The sequence below is a fragment of the Peribacillus sedimenti genome (genome assembly GCF_046237635.1).
GTDB classification, from domain to species: Bacteria; Bacillota; Bacilli; order Bacillales; family DSM-1321; genus Peribacillus; species Peribacillus sedimenti.
On record NZ_CP143547.1, the window covers coordinates 2,173,342 to 2,193,036 of the forward strand.

Consider the following 19,695-nt stretch of genomic DNA (forward strand, 5'->3'; position numbering starts at 1 on the left):
TTCCTGCAATGCTCCTTACAACTGGCAAATCTAACTTGTTTACTGTCAGAATTCTTTTTTAAAAATAAAGGGATAAGGAGAGGAATGTTAGTGAAGTTAAAAGATTTATTGCAAACAAATATAAACAAATTTAAGGAATATCCGTTTTTATATCATAATGAAAGAGCATTCACGAACCTGGAAACATTGAAGTATTCTGACCAATTGGCCAGTGGTCTGCAACGTCTTGGTATCGAAAAAGGAGATCGGGTTATAGTTTGTATGCCAAACTGTCCTGAGGTCATTTTTAGTTATCAGGGAATTACCAGGTCTGGCGCAATCATTGTTCCAGTTATGTTCACACTCCATACAAAAGAGATTCAATATATCATTCAGGATTCCGGGGCAAAAGCCGTAATCACTTCTACGCAGATTGCTCCAAACATTGAAAAGGCACTAGACGAACTAACGCATAAACCAAAGGTCATTATTGTTGGTGAACAAGTCGATGAAAGGGCTTACAACTTTTATGGAATACTGAAAAATAATGAAGATCAGCCGAGTGAAACATCTAGTGATCCCGATGACACAGCCGTTATTTTATATACATCGGGTACAACCGGCCGTCCCAAAGGGGTATTGCTGACTCATAGGAACTTATATTCAAATGCGCTTAATTCAGTGAAACATCATGGAACCGAAAGGGGCACTACCATAGGAGTCCTCCCTCTGGCGCATGTTTTCGGGTTAACAGTTTCCAATATCTGTCTTCTAACCGGAAGTTCCATCATCATATTTTCTAAATTCGATTCCAGGGAAGTACTAGAGGCTATAGAAAAGTATAAAGTGAAGAGTTTTTCCGCTGTGCCTGCAATGATACATGCATTACAAGCTTTTCCGGAATCGGATAAGTATGATACTTCCAGCCTTGAATGGGTAGGTTCAGGATCAGCACCTCTCCCGATAGCTTTATTACATGCTTTCCAAAGTAAATTCAACGTGGAAGTCCTTGAAGGCTATGGCCTTTCGGAAGCAGCTCCTATTGTTACATCCCATCCGAGAAATATTCCTGTTAAACCTGGCTCTGTAGGAATACCTATTCCTGGCGTAAAAATAAAAATAGTGGATGATTGTGGGGAGGATGTCCCTGCTGGTGATATAGGAGAACTGATCGTGTCCGGTGAGAATGTCACTCCTGGATATTATCAGAATGAGGTGGAAACAAACAAGGTATTGAAGAATGGATGGCTGTATACCGGAGACCTGGCAATGATGGATACAGATGGCTATTTATATATTGTAGACCGTAAGAAGGATTTAATTATTCGTGGAGGTTTTAACATTTATCCTCGTGATGTGGAAGAAATCCTTAACCGTCATGATAAGGTGGTCGAAGCTGCTGTTGTCGGTATTCCCGATGAAAGAATGGGTGAAGAAATGGTGGCCTGTGTCGTGGCAAAACCTGGTGCCGATTTAGAAGAAGAGGAACTGATTCAATATTGCCAGCAATTTCTGGCGAAAAACAAAACGCCCCGTAAGGTTATATTTCTTGAAACATTGCCGCGAAACGGGGTAGGGAAAATACTGAAAACCCGACTTCGCCAGCAAGCTGCTGATACTATTACTTTGTCCTGAAAACAGGTTGTAAGCGCGGAGTGATGACCAATAGGGTTTCGGTTATCGGAACCCTATTATATCTGCAATTACATACTGACTGGTTGGTACTGATATTCCAAAAATAAAACAATGGAGTGAAAATCATGTATTTACGACTGACAGAAGAACAGAAAATGGTACAAAAAACAATTAGAAGATTTGTAGAAAAAGAGTTAATGCCGCTTGAAAACGAAGTACTCAGAAATGAAAGGGAAGGAAGGCCCAGCCTTCCCGCAGGAAAGCTGAAAGAACTTCAGCTAAAGGCAAAGGAAGCAGGCTTCTGGGGCATCAACACACCCGAAGAATATGGTGGTGCCAATTTAGGCCAGATGATGATGGCGATCGTGTGGATGGAGGTTTCAAAAACCTTTGTTCCGTTTGCATTTGGTGGGTCAGCAGATAACATTCTTTACTATGCGAACGAGGCACAAAGGGAGAAATACTTAATTCCAACTATTCAAGGAGAGAAGAAATCATGTTTTGCGATGACTGAGCCAGGTGCTGGGTCAGACACAAGGAATATTAAAATGACGGCTGTGAAAGACGGTAATGAATGGGTGTTGAATGGTGAAAAAACCTTCATTACCGGGGGGAATGAAGCTGACTTTGTCATGGTTGTTGCCATTACCGATAAAGAAAAACACCAGGCAACAGGCGGAAGGGATGGCGTGACATGCTTCATTGTTGACCGTGATATGGGCTGGAAATCAGAATATATACACACAATGGGTGAATGGGGACCTGCGGGGCTAGTCTTTGATAATGTGCGTGTTCCAGAAGAAAATATCCTTGGGGAAGTAAATGGCGGGTATAAGCTAGGTCTTGAGTGGATTGGTTTTGCAAGATGGATTGTAGGGGCAAGGGCGGTTGGTGCAGCGGAAAGACTGCTGCAAATGGCTATTGATTATTCCAAGGAGAGGGTCACCTTCGGAAAGCCGATTGCAGAACGCCAGGCGATTCAGTGGCAAATAGCGGATTCAGCAGTAGAAATTGAGGCAGCGAGATGGCTTGTACTTAACGCAGCATTTACGTTAGATCAGGGAGAGGACAATAGGCATCTGGCATCCATAGCTAAATTATACGGCTCCAATATGGGCAATCGAGTGGTGGACCGGGTCCTCCAGATCCATGGGGGTATGGGCTATACCCGTGAGCTTCCAATCGAACGCTGGTACCGGGAAGCAAGGCTGTGGAGAATCTATGATGGAACGGATGAAATACAGCGTATGATTATCGCACGCGACCTGTTGAAAGGCCATGTCAAGGTCGGTCAATTTATATAAATCATAACAAATTAATCTCAACGAACTTAGGAGGATCAAACAATGGCTGGAAGATTTGAAGGCAAGGTGGCATTTGTAACAGGGGGTAGCAGAGGAATTGGAAAAGCAATCGTCCAAATGTTTGCAGAAGAAGGAGCAAAAGTAGCGTTTATAGACTTAAATGAAGAAGCATTGAGCGGGACAACCAATGAATTGAGAGACATAGGATATGAAATATATTCCAAGGTTGCGAATGTTTCAGATACAGAGCAGGTTGAAACTGCAGTTAAGGAAGTTTATGAAACTTTTGGGTCAGTGGACATCCTTGTAAATAATGCAGGAGTAATACGTGACAATCTCTTGTTTAAAATGACTGACAACGATTGGCAGACAGTAATGGATGTTCATCTAAAGGGCTCATTCAATGCAGCGAGAGCTGTACAAAAATATATGGTAGAAAACAACTATGGCAGAATTATCAGCATTTCCTCCACTTCGGCTTTAGGCAACAGAGGACAGGCCAATTATGCAACAGCAAAGGCGGGACTTCAAGGGTTTACAAAGACACTTGCAATAGAACTTGGAAAATATGGAATCACTGCAAATTCAGTTGCACCGGGATTTATTGAAACAGAAATGACAAAGGAAACGGCAAGTCGGATTGGAATATCCTTTGACGATCTCATTCATGCGAGCGTTAGTCAAATCCCGGTAGGACGAAGCGGGAAACCAGAGGATATTGCCAATGCAGTAGCATTCTTTGCCGATGAAAAGTCTTCATTTGTCAATGGACAGGTTATATACGTAGCAGGAGGCCCAAAAAACTAAAAGTAAGCGGGGTGTTTCATTTGTTCAGAGAACACATTGGAAAAAAATCCAAAAAAGTTAAGAATACAGTGGAAAGAGGAGCGGTAAAAAAATTTGCGGAATCCATTGGAGATCTCCATCCTATCTATTTTGATGAAGAGACAGGCAGGAACTCTAGATACAAGCAAAATATTGCTCCTACAACCTTTTCAAGAGTTTTCGATTACGGGACTATAGAAGGTTTATCGCTTCCAAACAAGGGACTAATTCATGGTGAACAAACGTATCACTTTGAAAGGCCGCTTTTGGTAGGTGAAGAAATTTACTGTTATACACAAGTAACAGATTACTTTGAAAAGAGCGGTACACAAGGTGATATGGGATTCCTTATTTTAGAGAGCTTTGGTGAAGACCTTTCAGGAAAAGTGATTTTTTCCACCAAATCAACAGTTATTATTACAGAAGCTGTGAGAAAGGTGCTGATTGGCATATGACACTTGCCGAAATACAAATTGGGGATGCTCTTGATGAAATTGAACTAGCCCCTGTTTCAAGGATTGATTTAATCAAATATGCTGGAGCTTCAGGAGATTATAATCCGATTCACACGATAGACGAGGAAGCAAGGAGGGCTGGATTGCCAGGTATCATTGCCCATGGTATGTGGACAATGGGAAATCTAGCCAAGCTTTTTACACCCTTTTATGAAGAAGGGTATATCCAGGAATATCGGATCAGATTTAAAGGAATGGTATTTTTAAATGATGTCATTACAATAAAGGCCGTGTTAAGAAATAAGGATAATGACAAATTACATTTTACAGCAGCCGCTTGTAACCAAGACGGTAAGGAAGTCATCAAGGGTGAGGTAATTTTCACTTCATATTCAAATTAAGACCGTTGACACCCTGTACATATGTACAGGGTATTCAAAATTTATGCTGGAATTGTAAGATGCAAAAACTAGCTATATTGATTTTTTGTACACTCATACGGATGTACCATAACAAAAGTAAGAAGTTTTGATTAATATTACCCATCGACAAAAATCGACAAAATAAGTTAAGCTTTTTCATAGAAAGCAATCTTATTGCTTTGGTTGCTTTCTTTTTACTCATTTGGTGACCGGTTGCCCCTGGAAAAGGCACCGGTCTTTTTTTTGGATTCGATTGTAAGTTAGGTATGACTAAGCGCAGATCACCCATGAAATTGATATCTATTTAAATCGAAGGAGCCATCATTTCTAACAGGATGATTAGAGTATAAAAGAATCGGAATATAAGTTCAGACTTAAAATTATAAAGGTGAGTGCAGGAGAAAGAGAAGTATGGGAACAAATTACGTATAAGTTGAATTCTGCTGCTGCCAATGAACAGTTAAGATTGAAAATAGTTCCACCTTTTGTAATTTCCTTAAATAACAATACCTTAGATTAAAAATGAAATGTCAGCAGATAATATGATAACAGTTAACGACAAGGAGGTTATTATGTCAAAACAACAGGAAAAGCCGCATGAGAGACAAACCGAGAAAAATCAAAGAAAATCAGCGGTTCCAGGAGTCGAAAACATGCCGACATCAGAAACTAACCGTGGTGAAGAATGGAAAGGCAGTGCTTCAGAACGGATTTAACAATAGGCAGGACTTCCGATTGCACCGCTCACATGCATGTGAACATCAGCTGCATATTTTATAGGATCGATGTGTAATCAGAAGAACACTTCTTTGTCTGTAAAATGAATTAGTAAATAATAAGCATTTTGTTTATATGGGTTGACGAATGGCTAGCACCTTTGCAAGTGCCAACTTGCTGTTATATGCATTTTAATTCTATGTAAAAGAGCACAGCCTGCCACATTAAATGTGGCAGGCTGTGCTCTTTGTTATAACGTCCCAGAAAGGATTCGAACCTCCGACCTACAGTTTAGGAAACTGTTGCTCTATCCTGCTGAGCTACTGGGACATGTATGACTCGATAAAATAAATCATCAAACTGAAGACAATAGTAATTGTATAATTTTAATTTGTCCAAGTCAACCCTTTTAATAATTTTTTTCGAATAATATTTAATCCTTTTTATAGAAGATAACAGGCATGGGAGAAAAATAAATGGCGGATCCTTGAAGGGAAGGAGAACGCAGATGTCCCATAGAAATCGATATCCGAGTAAATAGGCAGCTGCGTAACATAGTAAAAACAACTCTTTATGCCAGTTACGTAATTGCATACAGTCTGTTGTTGGCACTTAACCCATTACATTTCGAATTCTTCATCTAAGATTCTTATTCCAGCAGCATTTATTCTCCTTCATATTCTTTAAAACGTGGATTGTAAAATATAGTATCCCAAGATTTGTTAAATGTCCTTCAGCTATGACCGGTTCAAAAAGTATTTCCTGATTTCAATAATATAAGTACGAGCATCATTATAGGCAAACAGATATTGTATAGCCAGAAATTCATTTTGACGAGAACATGATCAGCAGCGGCAAGAAGGAATAAGAAATAAACCCAATAAGGGCAAAGTGAAGCCCAACCCAATAAGTTAATGTGTGCATAGGCGGCAGCATACTGAAATTTATGGAAGTTTGACATATACATGCCCAATGCATTTCCAATCACGAGTAGATAACAGCGATTTTTATCAGATTGATGCCGACCTTTACAGCTTTTCTAGTGGATTATATGAATCTATTATCTTCTGTAAAACAAGATCAAACAAAAAAAGCGCTTGTTTGCGCTTTTAATGAATTTGTCTATATAATCCTATAACTTTACCTAGAATCGTTACATTTCGCAATATAATGGGATCCATTGTTGAATTTTCTGGCTGCAGCCGAATATAATCCTTGTCCTTGAAGAAACGTTTAACAGTTGCTTCATCATCTTCCGTCATAGCAACGACAATATCCCCGTTATTTGCGGTGCTTTGCTGTTTCACAATTACATAGTCTCCGTCCAATATACCAGCCTCAATCATACTTTCTCCCATAATTTCAAGCATAAATACCTGTTCATCGTGAGCAGCCATGTTTTCAGGCAGCGGAAAGTATTCTTCAACGTTCTCGATAGCGGTAATTGGCAATCCGGCTGTTACCTTACCTAACAATGGTACGTTGATAACATTATTTTGCGGGATAGGAGGGGTGTCGTTCATATCCAATACTTCTATTGCTCTCGGCTTTGTGGCATCTCGCCTGATTAATCCCATAGTTTCCAGTCGTGAAAGATGCCCATGTACAGTGGAACTAGATGCCAGGCCAACTGCTTCTCCTATTTCCCTGACAGATGGGGGATAGCCTTTTTTGCGTACTTCCTCTTTTATATATCCCAATATATCCTGCTGACGCTTTGACAGTTTCGTCATGTTTTCAAGCACCTCTTTTAAATTCCTTTTTTTTCATTATATCATCCAAGCATATAATATACAAACATAAGTTCGAATATTGTGTTGACACGAAACAAACGTTCGGATTATACTGTGTATATGAATCGAACAAACATTCTGGGGTAAAAGGGGATGCGAGAAATGAAAAATTTCTATAAAAAAAATACGTATACTATAATGTTATTATCCGTCGTCTTTTTATTGACTTTGCTTTTTTCGTTAGACACAAATAAAAAAGAAAGTGATCAATACATAACCGTTAAAGTTACATCAGGTGATACACTTTGGAATTTAGCAGAACAATACCAGCAGCAAGATGCATCAAAGAAAGGATTCATTGATTGGGTAGCGAGGCATAATGATCTGGATCCTGAAGACCTGCAGCCAGGCACAGAAATCGTTATTCCGGTAAAAAAGAATCAGGATGTCACCAATCTTGCAAGTGAACAGTAAAGGATTGACGACAATGAAGGCTATTATATATTGCCGGGTCAGTACTGATAAGGAGGCCCAGGAAACCTCACTTTCCAGGCAAGCAGAAGAATTAAGGGGCCTGGCAGACAGATTGGGTTTTGAAATAGTACAGCTTATCAAGGAGCAGGCCAGCGGATATGAGCTAAACCGCGATGGTATTTTTGAGATGCTTGATCTTCTAAAAGAGAAGAAGGCAAACTGCGTCCTGATACAAGACGAGACGAGATTGGGACGGGGTAACGCAAAGATTGCACTCTTCCATGTCATCCTTAAAGAAGGCGCCAAAATATACACGATGGCTCATGATGGAGAAATAGAGCTATCTGATTCCGATACGATGGTCATAAAAATAGTAGGAATCGTCGAGGAATACCAAAGGCGTCTCCACAACCTTAAAATAAAAAGAGGCATGCTAAAAGCGGTACAGGAAGGCTTCCGCCCGGAAAAGAATTTGCATAATCGGGGTAATGTTGGAGGAAGGGACAGGAAGGATATCCCTGTGGAAGAAATAGTGAGGCTCAGAAGGAATGGACTTACCTTTCAGGAAATCTCCGCTACCTTAAGAGGGTTTGGATACCAGGTATCAAAGGCAACCGTACATCGGAGATTTTTGGAGCATACAAACAATTCAGGTCAAGAAAAATCATAGAACTTGTTTTTTAACAACTTTTTTAATACTATTGGCAGTATGAGAATACATGAAGGAGCGATAGAATGTTATCGAAAGAGAAAATCGCCCGTATAAACCAGCTGTCAAAAATATCTAAAGAAACTGGATTAACTGCGGAAGAAGCTAAAGAACAAAGTAAACTTCGAAGTGAGTATTTACAAGCATTTAGAAAGTCGATGTCTAATACTCTTGAGAGCGTTACTGTAATAGATCCGGAGGGCAACGACGTAACACCTCAAAAAATAAAAGATATAAAAAACAATAAGAAACGTCTACACTGAGATATTCAACCAGAGAATGCATTGTATGCATTCTCTTTTTTTGGAGAATTATAAATACAGCTTGTATGTACAGTGTGATTCCATGTAAATAAGAAATGATGAAATTGTACAATGAAAGTAAGCTATTATTGTTGTCTTTATATGTACGTACCTTTAATATATAATAGTGAATTATCACAGGAAGGGATGTTTAGAATGACTCAAAAAATTGATGAGCTTGCCATCAGTACAATTCGAACGTTGTCTATTGATGCAATCGAAAAGGCCAAATCGGGCCACCCGGGAATGCCTATGGGAGCAGCACCAATGGGTTATACTTTATGGACACAGTTTATGAACCATAACCCAAAAAACCCTACTTGGTTTAATAGAGACAGATTCGTGCTATCTGCCGGGCATGGATCTATGCTTTTATATAGTTTACTTCATTTGTCCGGCTATGATTTGCCAATGGATGAAATCAAGAATTTTCGGCAATGGGACAGCAAAACCCCTGGTCACCCAGAGTATGGACATACTCCTGGTGTAGATGCTACAACGGGCCCGCTGGGACAAGGGATTGCAATGGCGGTAGGTATGGCAATGGCTGAACGCCATTTGGCAGCAACCTATAATCGCAATGAATACAATGTAGTTGATCATTTTACATACAGTATTTGCGGTGACGGAGATTTAATGGAGGGCGTATCTGCTGAAGCTGCTTCATTAGCTGGACATCTTAAACTTGGACGTCTTGTGGTATTATACGATTCTAATGATATTTCCCTAGATGGGGATTTGGATAAATCTTTCTCAGAGAGTGTCGAGAACCGTTTTAAAGCATATGGATGGCAATATATCCGAGTCGAAGACGGGAATGATACAGGAGCTATTGCAAAAGCTCTGGAAGAAGCGAAAGCGGATGAAACTCGCCCAACACTAATTGAAGTTAAAACAATCATCGGGTACGGGTCACCTAATCGGTCAGGTAAATCAGCGGTTCATGGTGCGCCACTTGGCGAGGATGAATTGAAACTTACAAAAGAATATTATAAATGGACATTTGAAGAGGATTTTTACGTACCGGAAGAAGTTTATTCTTACTTTGAAGAGTCTTGTGTCCAGCGGGGAGCCGAAAAAGAAGGGGAATGGAATGAATTATTCCAGAAGTACCTTCAGGAATATCCCGAACTGGGAAAACAATTACAAACTGCTATAAATGACGAATTACCTGAAGGATGGGATAAGGATATTCCAGTTTATGAAGAAGGCAAGAGCCTTGCATCCCGTGCCTCAAGCGGAGAGGTCCTTAACGGTATCGCTAAAAACCTTCCTAACTTTATTGGAGGTTCAGCTGACTTGGCGGGCTCTAATAATACGATGATTAAGGGTCAACAAGATTATAACCCTGGAGAGTATGACGGTAAGAATATTTGGTTTGGAGTCCGTGAGTTTGCAATGGGCGCTGCTATGAACGGAATTGCCCTGCATGGAGGTATAAAGATTTTTGGAGGAACATTCTTTGTATTCTCTGATTACCTTCGTCCTGCAATCCGGCTTGCGGCATTAATGGGTCTCCCAGTAACCTATGTATTTACTCATGACAGTATTGCAGTAGGAGAAGACGGACCTACGCATGAACCTGTAGAACAACTTGCGGCTTTACGTTCCATGCCTAATTTAGGTTTGATTCGTCCTGCTGATGGAAACGAGGTTGCAGCAGCGTGGAAAGTTGCCATTGAATCAACTGATAAACCAACGGCACTTGTTTTGACACGTCAGAATTTGCCTACATTAAAGAATACAGCTTCGTTAGCATCTGAAGGTGTTGCACGTGGTGCCTATGTCGTATCTCCTTCCAATAAAGATCAGGCAGATGCATTACTTCTTGCAGCCGGTTCAGAAGTTAACTTGGCAGTATCTGCTCAACAGGCACTTTCCCAAGAAGGTATTGACGTTGCTGTGGTCAGTATGCCATCTTGGGATCGTTTTGAGGCTCAATCCACGGAATACAAGCAAAGCGTAATAAACCCTTCGGTCAAGAAACGTGTGGCTATCGAGATGGGAACTTCATTTGGATGGCATCGTTACACTGGAGACGAGGGAGATGTATTGTCAATTGACCGTTTCGGTGCCTCTGCGCCTGGAAACAGAGTAATTCAGGAGTATGGCTTTACTGTTGAGAATGTAGTGTCACGTGTTAAGGCACTGCTCCAAAAATAAAGATTGAACATACGGGGGAGACTGTGTAGACAGTCTCCCTTTTTATATTTCAAAATTTACATTTTCCGTAAAGTACCCTATAGTTTAATTATCGGAATATATTGAATTCGACAAAAACAGAAGTTTTTTTTGACATCAATCAACATACCTGGCGTTGTTCTGTATTTATAATTATAAATAGGAGAATTTAGGAGGCTGTTGAATTGAGAAGTTATCATATATATTTAATAGAAGAGGAATTCGCTCAGCATTATTTCGGCAGGGAAAAAATATTCCTGAATCTCTTTATGGAATACACTAGATCTTCTGGTGGTCAGAGAAGGATCTTGCAGAAGCAAATCGATTATATTACCAGGCCGATTCCTGTGCTGAAAATTCAGCAGTCGATAAATGATTATTTATTTTATAAAGAGGATGTTTCTTACAAGGATGGGGTATATTATATACAGAAAAATTCGGGCAACAGCAGAGCTGCCCTTCAAATTAATAAGGAACATCTTATCCTTCAGGCGGAGGGCGAGTACGACGCAGAAACTGCATTTTTTGAATCTATTCGTAAATGTGAAACAAGCTTCCTTGCATTTGACATTAAAAACCAACGTTGTGGTTGGTTAAAACCGATAAAAGAAAGAAAGTTTGTCTAAATACAGGACAAGTTGGACGAGGATATTGTATAATAGCCTTTGGTCTAGTACATTGATAGACAACAAGAAGGAGGAAGTTGTATATGGGATGGTATATTCTGGTAGGAGTTCTGGCGCTGCTAGCCGGTATTGCTCTGGGATTCTTCATTGCTCGTCGTTATATGATGACATATTTAAAGAAAAATCCGCCTATTAATGAACAAATGTTAAAAATGATGATGATGCAGATGGGTATGAAACCTTCACAAAAGAAGATTAACCAAATGATGAGCGCAATGAATAAACAACAGCTCAAGTAAAATCTGCTCAAAATATTTGTAAAAATGTTTATAAAGTGATAAAGTGGTTCATTTGCTACAACATATTGAAATAAACCTGAGAGCGAGATTCTGGGTGAATTTTTTTGATATTATCGGCTAAATTTGCTTTATCCTTGTTCAAAACGAAAATCAAAACCATTTTTTCTGTTGAGGTGTTACTGACAGAAGAATGGTTTTTTATTTTGGAATTGTAAGATGTTTTATACAGGAATGATATTATGATTGCTAATCCAAGGATTAAATAACAAGAGATGATTAGGGCAGGGAAGAATTTAGATTACAACAAACATTTTTTATGTACGTTAAGACTAGCCTGTGTAATTTATAGAATATGCCACTTAGAAAATCAATTCTAGTTAAGGGCGTTATAAAAGGATCCTTTACAAAATACTTACAAATTGTGTGTTTCTTCGCACCTTTATAGGGAATACAGTAACATTTATATTCCAGGATGGGAGGATTCTTAGCATGGAATCTATAGTTAGAGCGATCCAAAGGGCAAAAAGACATGATGATGTCTTTGCTATTCTTGAAGGAAGGACAAATTATCAGAAATAATTGAAGAACTAGGAATAGAATGTAATGCAAGAAATAAAGATGGTTTGAAAGTAGCGAAATTAAAAGGAACTGTCGAATAAAAAATAAATACACACTTCGATTGCTTGAAAACACAATGTTTTAAAAGCTCCAAATAATCATCATTGTTAAATATAAACGCATTTACAATTTCTCAAACTGGTTTTTAAACTTTTGGTAATATGCCTCACCCCGGGTGGAGAGGCTGCTTTGAATATTTCTGTTATTGGGATGACGTATTCACCAACTGGCACGTAAAACTCTCTCTTTTTTATTACTGGATATGCAGCTAACACGCTAAAGCTGAGGGGAATCTGGTGATCTCTAGCGATATACAAACTTAATAAGAATATTTCTTTTAGCAGTTAATGAAATGCAGTAATATTTGTACGCCACTTAGCTAGTCGTTTTATGTCAGGAAATGTTGTCCATACTTATATTCCCTTTTTTGTCTACATGTACTAAAATTTGTAAAAGAAACTAAAAAATTAGGGGATGATAGGAATTGGACCAGAGATTTAGACAATTAGACTCATTAAGGGGATTAGCTGCGATTACTGTGATGATGAGTCATTTTTTTGAAATTTTCCCCATATTTATCGCTAATACCTACGCCGAGAATACCTCTATAAATATTCTAAAGTATAGCCCTGTTCATATCATTTATGCAGGACATGAGGCTGTCATATTTTTCTTTATCCTAAGCGGGTTTGTTCTATCATTGCCATTCTATTCCCAGAGACAACCGGATTATCCTGTATACGTCACAAAAAGAATTTTTAGAATTTATGTCCCCTATGTTGTTTCAGTAATCATAGCAGTTATTTTAAATTTATCTATTTCCGGAAATGGCATTAATGGTTTAAGTGACTGGATTAATAGTGTTTGGTCTTTGCCGGTGGATTGGGTAACATTTTTTGGACATATCTTATTTATTGGGAGTTTTGACAATGCTGAGTTTAATCCGGTATATTGGTCACTTGTGCATGAAATGAGAATATCCCTTGTCTTCCCATTGTTGATGTTATGCTTGATGAGATATAAAGAAGTGCGCAATTTGGCAGTGTGGATCCCTTTAAGTTTTTTTGGATTTGTGGCAACCGTTTTGCTGGCTAAAATAGGGATCGAAATAGATTATTTTGCAACTTTTTCCTATATTATAATGTTTTTGCTCGGAGCCATTTTAGCTAAGAATAAAGATATATTAATAAAAAAATATTCAAGCCTTAGTTTAATCTCAAAGGTATTATTATCAATAATTTCACTGTTGGCGTATACCTCCTTTTGGACATTCCAAAATGTTAGGATCATAAATTACAGCATTATAAATGATTATTTTATTGCAGCAGGAGTTTTTATCATAGTTATCATGTCATTGGCACCTGGTAACCTTTCACGATTTTTATTACTACGGCCTGTACAGTTTTTAGGCAAGGTTTCATACAGCCTATACCTATATCACAGTTTAGTGTTATTTTCTTTGGTTTACTTGCTGCATAATAAGTTTAATTGGATTTCGATATTAAGTTTTTCTTTTGTGGGAACGATCATTGTATCATCCTTCGCTTATTACTTGGTGGAAAAGCCAGCAATAAAATTTGGGAAGAGAGTCTCCATCCTCATTGAAAATAGAAAGCACAGCCAGCTAAAACGTGTCGTTTAAGTTACTAAATAGCATCCTGTAAATATAGAACGGTTATACTTAAAAAGCAGCTTGATCTTCTTTTAAATGTGCTATTACAAGTTGATCACCCTGTATCCTTTATCCACCGTATTTTTGTTTTTCTTTGTGATATTTTGATAAGGTAATATAAAGGAAAGGGAACCTTTTGTATCGAATAAATTGGGTATAGGGGGTGAATCTATGAGGATAAAAGTCATTATGGACAGTGGTAAAGATTATATCATCCACTCCGAATTTAACGTTCAAGATTTCGTCAATAGTTTTTATGATAAAGAACTAAGTTCAAATGGCAGTGGAGAAGTACATAACGTAAAAAATAGTTTTGTATATTTAGATTCTGACCACAAAATTTTATTTAATCCGACTCATGTCTCCTCTATTGAAGTTATGGATGAGTAATAAAGAATATATAGGAAGTTTCCCGATGTGGAGCTTTCTTTTTTTTATTTACATCCAGACATTTATTAAAAGGAAATTGACAATGAATATATGCGGATAGATCCATCGAATATAATGTTAGCGAAGGTCTTCATACTAACTGGACCTGAAAATGATGCAGATTTTATCGGGGGCAGGAATAAAAAGTAAACCTCCAAACGTTGACTGATCATTTTGTGATGTTTACATGCTTTTTTGAAGGTTTCAAAGAATGCCCATAGTAGAACTTTTTATCGTTTTATAACTTCCCACTTTCTCATATGCAGGACGGGTATGGGATATTTTATTTATTACCTATGTTAAACATTAATATTGATATTGGTTAAAAACAAACGTTTGTTCTATAATTATTTATAAGGACATATATAGGGCGGGGTTCGGATTGGCACTTAAGGACATTCTTTGCGGAAGGCATCAGAGCTAATCGGTGTTTATCACGTCACCCTGTTCTACTGGCGGCACAAAGTTTTATCCGCCTTGAAACTGATGGACATCGACCATTTTTTTGGTATCGTCGAAATGGACGAGACCTATTTCCTGTACTTTGAAAAAGGGATTGAGCATTTACCGTTTAAATCTGACGTAAGGAACGGGTTAAAATGCTTTCCCATATCCTAAATGTCAATAACTATCACAGCCGCTTGAAAGGCTGGATGAACCAATTCAATGACGTGGCGACAAAGTACCTCGACCATTATTTGAGCTGGTTTTTGTTTTTGGATACGATCCGCTTCCTTATTTCTGACTGTGGCGACTTACGGTAAATTGAAGTTATCTACATTCAAAGTTTCATAAGCCTTGTTCAACTATCGGGGCAGGATTGTTGATTAACAACATAAGGTTTATATGAAAAATCTATCAGGATAAGTCAGATTAAACACCTTGTGTAAGAACAGAAGGATAAATGTACTTTGTTGTTGAATACATTGTCATATTACAAAAGGGGAATTCGATATGAATGTTTACTGTATAGGCGTTTTTAAAGAGATGGATTTGGCAATTAACTCTATTATCAAGTTGATGGACACACTGAACGAAGGAGACTTGAATATTAGACCGACTGAAGGAAAATGGTCGATTGGTGAGTTACTGTCACACATATCGGTTCTATGTAAAGCCGACTTTCTAATTGGTGCTGGAGCTTCGGAGGAGGAGATGGACCATTTCTATGAAGAAGCTGAGCCAGAAGCGAATCGGAAGGCAATTGCAGATGCCTTGATTGACAATTACTCTTATCTAAAAGAAGGCATAGGAAGATTAAAGGAAGAGGAGCTGTTGCAGGAAACGACTTCATTTTTTGGAGTGGTTCATTCACGTTACGAATGGCTGTTGGATACTCAGGCTCACCTGTTTCATTACCGTGGGCAGTTGCACTCAATGATTGTTCACATACTTAGGCTAGAGCCGAACGTCCAGTTGTTCGAGTAAATTCACACTATGTTTTTATTTGTATTATTTCATTCTTTAATCCTAACGGGTGATTGTGTTTTATAAACGGCTGTTGGGGCAGCTCTGTTTTATTCCAATAACGGGGCAGCTTCCTTTAATAAATTTAAGATTGTGAAGTAATGCACATAAATAGAAGGGTGCTAATGTTCAGTAAGGCTTTAAAACAAGGATCCTAAATCGGGTCCTTGTTTTATGATTATTATCAACAATATTATTTAACAAAGCTTATTTATTAAAAAAACCAGCGAGAATACTCGCTGGGTTAGCAGGGGGCGGATCATTATGAGAATAATCATGTTGTATTATAACTTTTCCCACTTGAAATAATTTTAAACCAAAAAGTGTCAAAATATGGGTCATTTTGTAATATTATAATGAATTCTGATTCACAGTGTGGAAATACAGGTTAGTACCAACCAATTACTAAGTGAATTTCTATTAATCCCTGTATTTTTAGCGACATATATGTTTTAAGTAAAAAGTATTATTATAAGGATATGGTTTAATTTACGTGGTGTTTGTTTATATTTTTGTTCTGATCCTTGTTGTTCACGATATAAGGAAAATTATCGCTGACAGGTCATTTTTCAGTGATTATATAAGGTGCATGGCTGGAGTAAATAATTCAGGTAACTAGGCATAAACAATTTGTTAAAATCGGGACACCTGAACCTTATAATAAATAGAATTATACTGATTGAGCAAGCGGTCAAGTTCCTGGCTAAACTCCAATGTTATGCGTGAATCTAAACCGTTTTTTGAGACTATTTGTATTAATTCTGTTCTCTTCTTTTCTATTAATGCAAGGTATTCGGTCTTAGTCACACGTAACGGTCCTTTCTAGAAATCATTTTTAAAATAGTATATTAGTAGAAGTTTATGATCAATAATTACAATTATAAGGTGTTATGGAAATAAATACAAATACATATTACTGGTAAGTATTGTTTTTCTGAAAAACTTTTTCTTGGCGTTTTTCATTTTCTGGAATATGATAAACGATATAGCATAATATTCAATGATTGTTCACAATTGGCATTTATCATTTTGAATTTTGATTTGTTAGAATTGTACTTATAGACCATCGTGTATAGGAGTTGCTGATTTTGAGTGATATAAATGTTTTTCTAGCCTTTGGAGCAGGTTTTTTAAGTTTTATCTCTCCATGCTGTCTTCCCTTGTATCCTGCGTTCTTGTCGTATATAACGGGTATGAGCGTTGGAGAAATGAAGTCTGAAAATATCCTGCTTCAAAAAAGAAGTTTAATGCATACTTTATTTTTTCTTCTTGGCTTTTCATTGATCTTTATTGCAATCGGCTTTAGCGCATCTTTGTTCGGAAGGTTTTTTGAAGAATACCAGGAATTGATCAGGCAAGTTGGGGCCATTGTTATTATATTTTTTGGTCTGGTCATAGTAGGTATTTTGCAGCCTAAATTACTAATGAAAGACACAAGATTCGAGTTTAAAAATCGACCAGGCGGATATGCGGGATCCATTTTAATTGGCTTGGCATTCGCTGCTGGCTGGACCCCATGTACAGGTCCTATCCTCGCCGGAGTATTCTACATGGCTGGTACCAATCCAAATTCTGCAATGCTCTATATGATTGCATATATATTAGGGTTTGCCATTCCTTTTTTCATCCTTTCATTCTTCATTGGACGCATGAATTGGATCAAGAAACGAAGCCATAGCATTGTCAAGGCTGGTGGGTATATCATGATTATGATGGGTATATTATTATTCTTCGACTGGATGAATAAGATCATCATAGCACTGACCAGTGTATTCGGCGGTTTTCAAGGGCTTTAAATAGATATAGCAAACAAGTAAAATAGTAATTGAAAAATATTCCTCTTTCAGATATGCTTATTGTTGTGTTATATGTAGGGTCAAACCTTTAATAATGTAATATTAAATAGTTTTGAGGGATGACCAGCGTGTTATGCAGGGAGGAACCTTATTATGGCCAGGATTCTTATTGTCGATGATGCAAAATTTATGCGTTTGACGCTTTCTGAAATTCTTGAAAAGGCACAGCATAAAGTAGTAGGAGAAGCAGAAAACGGACAAGAGGCAATTGATATGTATCGAAAAATCCAGCCGGATTTAGTGACTATGGATATCACTATGCCAGTCTTGAGTGGTTTGGACGCCGTTAAACAAATCAAGTCTGAATTCCCTGACGCTAAGGTAATAATGTGCTCTGCAATGGGCCAACAAAAAATGGTCGTAGAGGCAATTGAAGCAGGTGCAAAGGATTTCATTGTAAAACCTTTCGATGAAAACCGGGTCTCTGAAGCGATTAATAGGGTTCTGTATTAAACCGTCGGGATTGATTCTGGACGGTTTTTCTTTTGTTTTAAGAACTTTTAAATCGTAAATCATAGGTATATAATAGTATGGATGGAATATAAAAAGGATGATGATGGATGATATATGTATCAACTGCTGTAGCCATTTTAATGGCATTAATGGCATTTACTATAAGGATGAAAGCAGCGAAAAGACCGGTTACGACAAAAAAAATCATCTTGCCGCCTTTATTTATGAGCACAGGTGCATTAATGTTTTTATTTCCCGTTTTTCAGGTTTCTTCCAATGAATTACTCGAGGCTGTTTTCGTAGGAGCCCTTTTTTCCTTATTGCTGATTAAGACATCAAATTTTGAAATTAAGGACGATCATATTTATCTAAAAAGATCTAAGGCATTTATTTATATTTTGATTGGATTATTAATCATACGAATAATAGCTAAATTAATTTTCAGCACTTATATTGATGTAGGCGAACTAAGCGGAATGTTCTTCTTACTGGCGTTCTCCATGATTGTACCATGGAGGATTGCAATGCTGATTAAATACTGGAAGCTGAAACATCAATTAACCCCAGAATCATAATAGTCATTCACAAAGCTCTCGATTACAGAGCTTTTTTATTTTGATTTGCCTTTACTAAAACGAACCTGAATTTCTGTTAATTCCATCGTGAGTTTTTGGACAGACAATATTATTCATGCAATATCATAACTTAATAATATAGTACAAAAGCCTATTGTATTGACTGCGGCATAATATATATAACATAAGGCAAGATGGAGGGAGCATAGTGGCTAAAGATTTTGAAGGTTTAATCCAGGAGCTTACCCATGAAAAGGATCAGCTTATTTTGGAAATGGATGGGATTAAAAATAAATTCCTTGAGGAAGTAGCATCTTTCTGCAGTGTTTGGTTCGATAAGGAAGCAATAGCTCTTATTGCCAGAAAATCGGATTTAGCAAAAAACTTAGGGATTGAAAAATTAAAACTCCTCAAAGCTGAAGTAAGGTCACTAATAAAAAATGCCAAAAATGTAGTAGCCGAGCATATGGATAAAGAAGAATTTTGGTGGCATCAACAAGATAAGGGTGATTTTAGTTCTTATTCGTACGAGCACAGGCCGGTTGAACGTATTCATGAAGCGATGAGGTATATTTGCGGTAAACTGGGTGTAATCTTTTCCCATGATGGACTTGTAAAATTAAAGCAAACGGGTTTTATAAAAGATTATGATGTGTGGACCAAAAGCGGAAGACCATACTACCCTTATGGTTCGCCGCTGCCCGATGATATAGTGGACATTTATCGGGAGTATAACAGTCTTACAATGAAAGTACAGGAAATCGACAGAAGAATGGTGCAAGTAAAGAAGGAAAAAGAAGAGATAAGCGTAGTCGATTTATGGGAGTCTTTATAACGCTCCCAAAATACATTAAAAGGGAGCATGTAAGGCTCTTTTTTTGTTTGAGCATGTGAGATTTCGTCGTTCGATTTATAGATGAACAAAAAGCGAATGAGATCATCTGTCAGCCAGGATCAAATAGTG

The 19,695-nt window shown here is 37.8% G+C and carries 21 protein-coding genes, 1 tRNA gene and 1 pseudogene; 20 read left to right on the forward strand and 3 right to left on the reverse strand.

Translation table 11 applies throughout. The features are described from left to right. The first annotated feature begins 90 nt into the window (after positions 1–90). The 6 genes from V1500_RS10655 (at position 91) to V1500_RS10680 (ending at position 5,336) form a co-directional block, all read left to right on the forward strand. On the forward strand, positions 91–1,614 hold the full coding sequence (locus tag V1500_RS10655) for a class I adenylate-forming enzyme family protein (protein ID WP_409305534.1): 1,524 nt from the start codon (positions 91–93) through the stop codon (positions 1,612–1,614). 125 nt (positions 1,615–1,739) lie between these two features. Beyond that, positions 1,740–2,918: an acyl-CoA dehydrogenase family protein gene (locus V1500_RS10660; RefSeq protein WP_409305535.1), complete on the forward strand. Its 1,179-nt coding sequence runs from the start codon at positions 1,740–1,742 to the stop codon at positions 2,916–2,918. Between the two features lie 42 nt (positions 2,919–2,960). Beyond that, positions 2,961–3,725: a 3-oxoacyl-ACP reductase FabG gene (fabG, locus tag V1500_RS10665; protein WP_409305536.1), complete on the forward strand. Its 765-nt coding sequence runs from the start codon at positions 2,961–2,963 to the stop codon at positions 3,723–3,725. Positions 3,726–3,745: 20 nt separating this feature from the next. Beyond that, positions 3,746–4,198, forward strand: a complete 453-nt coding sequence (locus V1500_RS10670) for a MaoC family dehydratase N-terminal domain-containing protein (RefSeq protein ID WP_409305537.1) — start codon at positions 3,746–3,748, stop codon at positions 4,196–4,198. Beyond that, complete coding sequence (locus tag V1500_RS10675) at positions 4,195–4,599, forward strand: MaoC/PaaZ C-terminal domain-containing protein (protein ID WP_409305538.1); 405 nt, start codon at positions 4,195–4,197, stop codon at positions 4,597–4,599. The genes V1500_RS10670 and V1500_RS10675 overlap by 4 nt, the downstream gene beginning before the upstream one ends. A 593-nt stretch (positions 4,600–5,192) precedes the next feature. Further along, positions 5,193–5,336: a hypothetical protein gene (locus V1500_RS10680; protein ID WP_409305539.1), complete on the forward strand. Its 144-nt coding sequence runs from the start codon at positions 5,193–5,195 to the stop codon at positions 5,334–5,336. A gap of 257 nt (positions 5,337–5,593) precedes the next feature. On the opposite strand, the gene V1500_RS10685 is transcribed toward V1500_RS10680, so the two are convergent. After that, positions 5,594–5,667, reverse strand: a tRNA-Arg gene (locus tag V1500_RS10685). 779 nt (positions 5,668–6,446) lie between these two features. Beyond that, positions 6,447–7,070 carry a transcriptional repressor LexA gene (gene lexA, locus V1500_RS10690; RefSeq protein WP_409305540.1) on the reverse strand — a complete coding sequence of 208 codons (624 nt, stop codon included), beginning with the start codon at positions 7,068–7,070 and terminating at the stop codon, positions 6,447–6,449. A gap of 162 nt (positions 7,071–7,232) precedes the next feature. Here lexA and V1500_RS10695 point away from each other — a divergent pair, with 162 nt between their 5' ends. The 10 genes and pseudogenes from V1500_RS10695 (at position 7,233) to V1500_RS10740 (ending at position 15,808) form a co-directional block, all read left to right on the forward strand. Further along, positions 7,233–7,544 (forward strand): LysM peptidoglycan-binding domain-containing protein, encoded by a 312-nt coding sequence (locus V1500_RS10695; protein WP_409305541.1) that lies wholly within the window; start codon positions 7,233–7,235, stop codon positions 7,542–7,544. Between the two features lie 13 nt (positions 7,545–7,557). Continuing rightward, positions 7,558–8,214, forward strand: coding sequence for a recombinase family protein (locus V1500_RS10700; RefSeq protein WP_409305542.1), 657 nt, complete (start codon positions 7,558–7,560; stop codon positions 8,212–8,214). A 65-nt stretch (positions 8,215–8,279) separates the two neighbouring features. Next, positions 8,280–8,516 carry a DUF896 domain-containing protein gene (locus V1500_RS10705; RefSeq protein ID WP_409305543.1) on the forward strand — a complete coding sequence of 79 codons (237 nt, stop codon included), beginning with the start codon at positions 8,280–8,282 and terminating at the stop codon, positions 8,514–8,516. Positions 8,517–8,711: 195 nt separating this feature from the next. Beyond that, positions 8,712–10,718: a transketolase gene (tkt, locus tag V1500_RS10710; protein WP_409305544.1), complete on the forward strand. Its 2,007-nt coding sequence runs from the start codon at positions 8,712–8,714 to the stop codon at positions 10,716–10,718. A gap of 203 nt (positions 10,719–10,921) precedes the next feature. Further along, entirely contained in the window at positions 10,922–11,362 is a 441-nt protein-coding gene (sirA, locus tag V1500_RS10715; protein WP_409305545.1) for a sporulation inhibitor of replication protein SirA, read from the forward strand. A gap of 83 nt (positions 11,363–11,445) precedes the next feature. Then, positions 11,446–11,661 carry a YneF family protein gene (locus tag V1500_RS10720; RefSeq protein WP_409305546.1) on the forward strand — a complete coding sequence of 72 codons (216 nt, stop codon included), beginning with the start codon at positions 11,446–11,448 and terminating at the stop codon, positions 11,659–11,661. Positions 11,662–12,763: 1,102 nt separating this feature from the next. Next, complete coding sequence (locus V1500_RS10725; protein ID WP_409305547.1) at positions 12,764–13,921, forward strand: acyltransferase family protein; 1,158 nt, start codon at positions 12,764–12,766, stop codon at positions 13,919–13,921. A gap of 201 nt (positions 13,922–14,122) precedes the next feature. Continuing rightward, positions 14,123–14,341, forward strand: a complete 219-nt coding sequence (locus V1500_RS10730; protein ID WP_409305548.1) for a hypothetical protein — start codon at positions 14,123–14,125, stop codon at positions 14,339–14,341. Between the two features lie 432 nt (positions 14,342–14,773). Next, positions 14,774–15,108, forward strand: a pseudogene (locus V1500_RS10735) (IS1595 family transposase); the annotation flags it as partial. 226 nt (positions 15,109–15,334) lie between these two features. Continuing rightward, entirely contained in the window at positions 15,335–15,808 is a 474-nt protein-coding gene (locus tag V1500_RS10740) for a DinB family protein (RefSeq protein WP_409305549.1), read from the forward strand. A gap of 672 nt (positions 15,809–16,480) precedes the next feature. On the opposite strand, the gene V1500_RS10745 is transcribed toward V1500_RS10740, so the two are convergent. Then, a complete protein-coding gene (locus tag V1500_RS10745) occupies positions 16,481–16,654 on the reverse strand; it encodes a Spo0E family sporulation regulatory protein-aspartic acid phosphatase (RefSeq protein WP_409305550.1) in 174 nt (57 codons plus the stop codon). Positions 16,655–16,935: 281 nt separating this feature from the next. On the opposite strand from V1500_RS10745, the gene V1500_RS10750 reads away from it, so the two are divergent. The 4 genes from V1500_RS10750 (at position 16,936) to V1500_RS10765 (ending at position 19,566) form a co-directional block, all read left to right on the forward strand. Further along, entirely contained in the window at positions 16,936–17,643 is a 708-nt protein-coding gene (locus V1500_RS10750) for a cytochrome c biogenesis CcdA family protein (protein ID WP_409305551.1), read from the forward strand. Positions 17,644–17,796: 153 nt separating this feature from the next. Further along, on the forward strand, positions 17,797–18,156 hold the full coding sequence (locus V1500_RS10755) for a response regulator (RefSeq protein ID WP_409305552.1): 360 nt from the start codon (positions 17,797–17,799) through the stop codon (positions 18,154–18,156). A gap of 107 nt (positions 18,157–18,263) precedes the next feature. Beyond that, complete coding sequence (locus V1500_RS10760; protein ID WP_409305553.1) at positions 18,264–18,731, forward strand: CcdC family protein; 468 nt, start codon at positions 18,264–18,266, stop codon at positions 18,729–18,731. 208 nt (positions 18,732–18,939) lie between these two features. After that, positions 18,940–19,566 (forward strand): hypothetical protein, encoded by a 627-nt coding sequence (locus V1500_RS10765; RefSeq protein WP_409305554.1) that lies wholly within the window; start codon positions 18,940–18,942, stop codon positions 19,564–19,566. Positions 19,567–19,695: the final 129 nt, after the last annotated feature.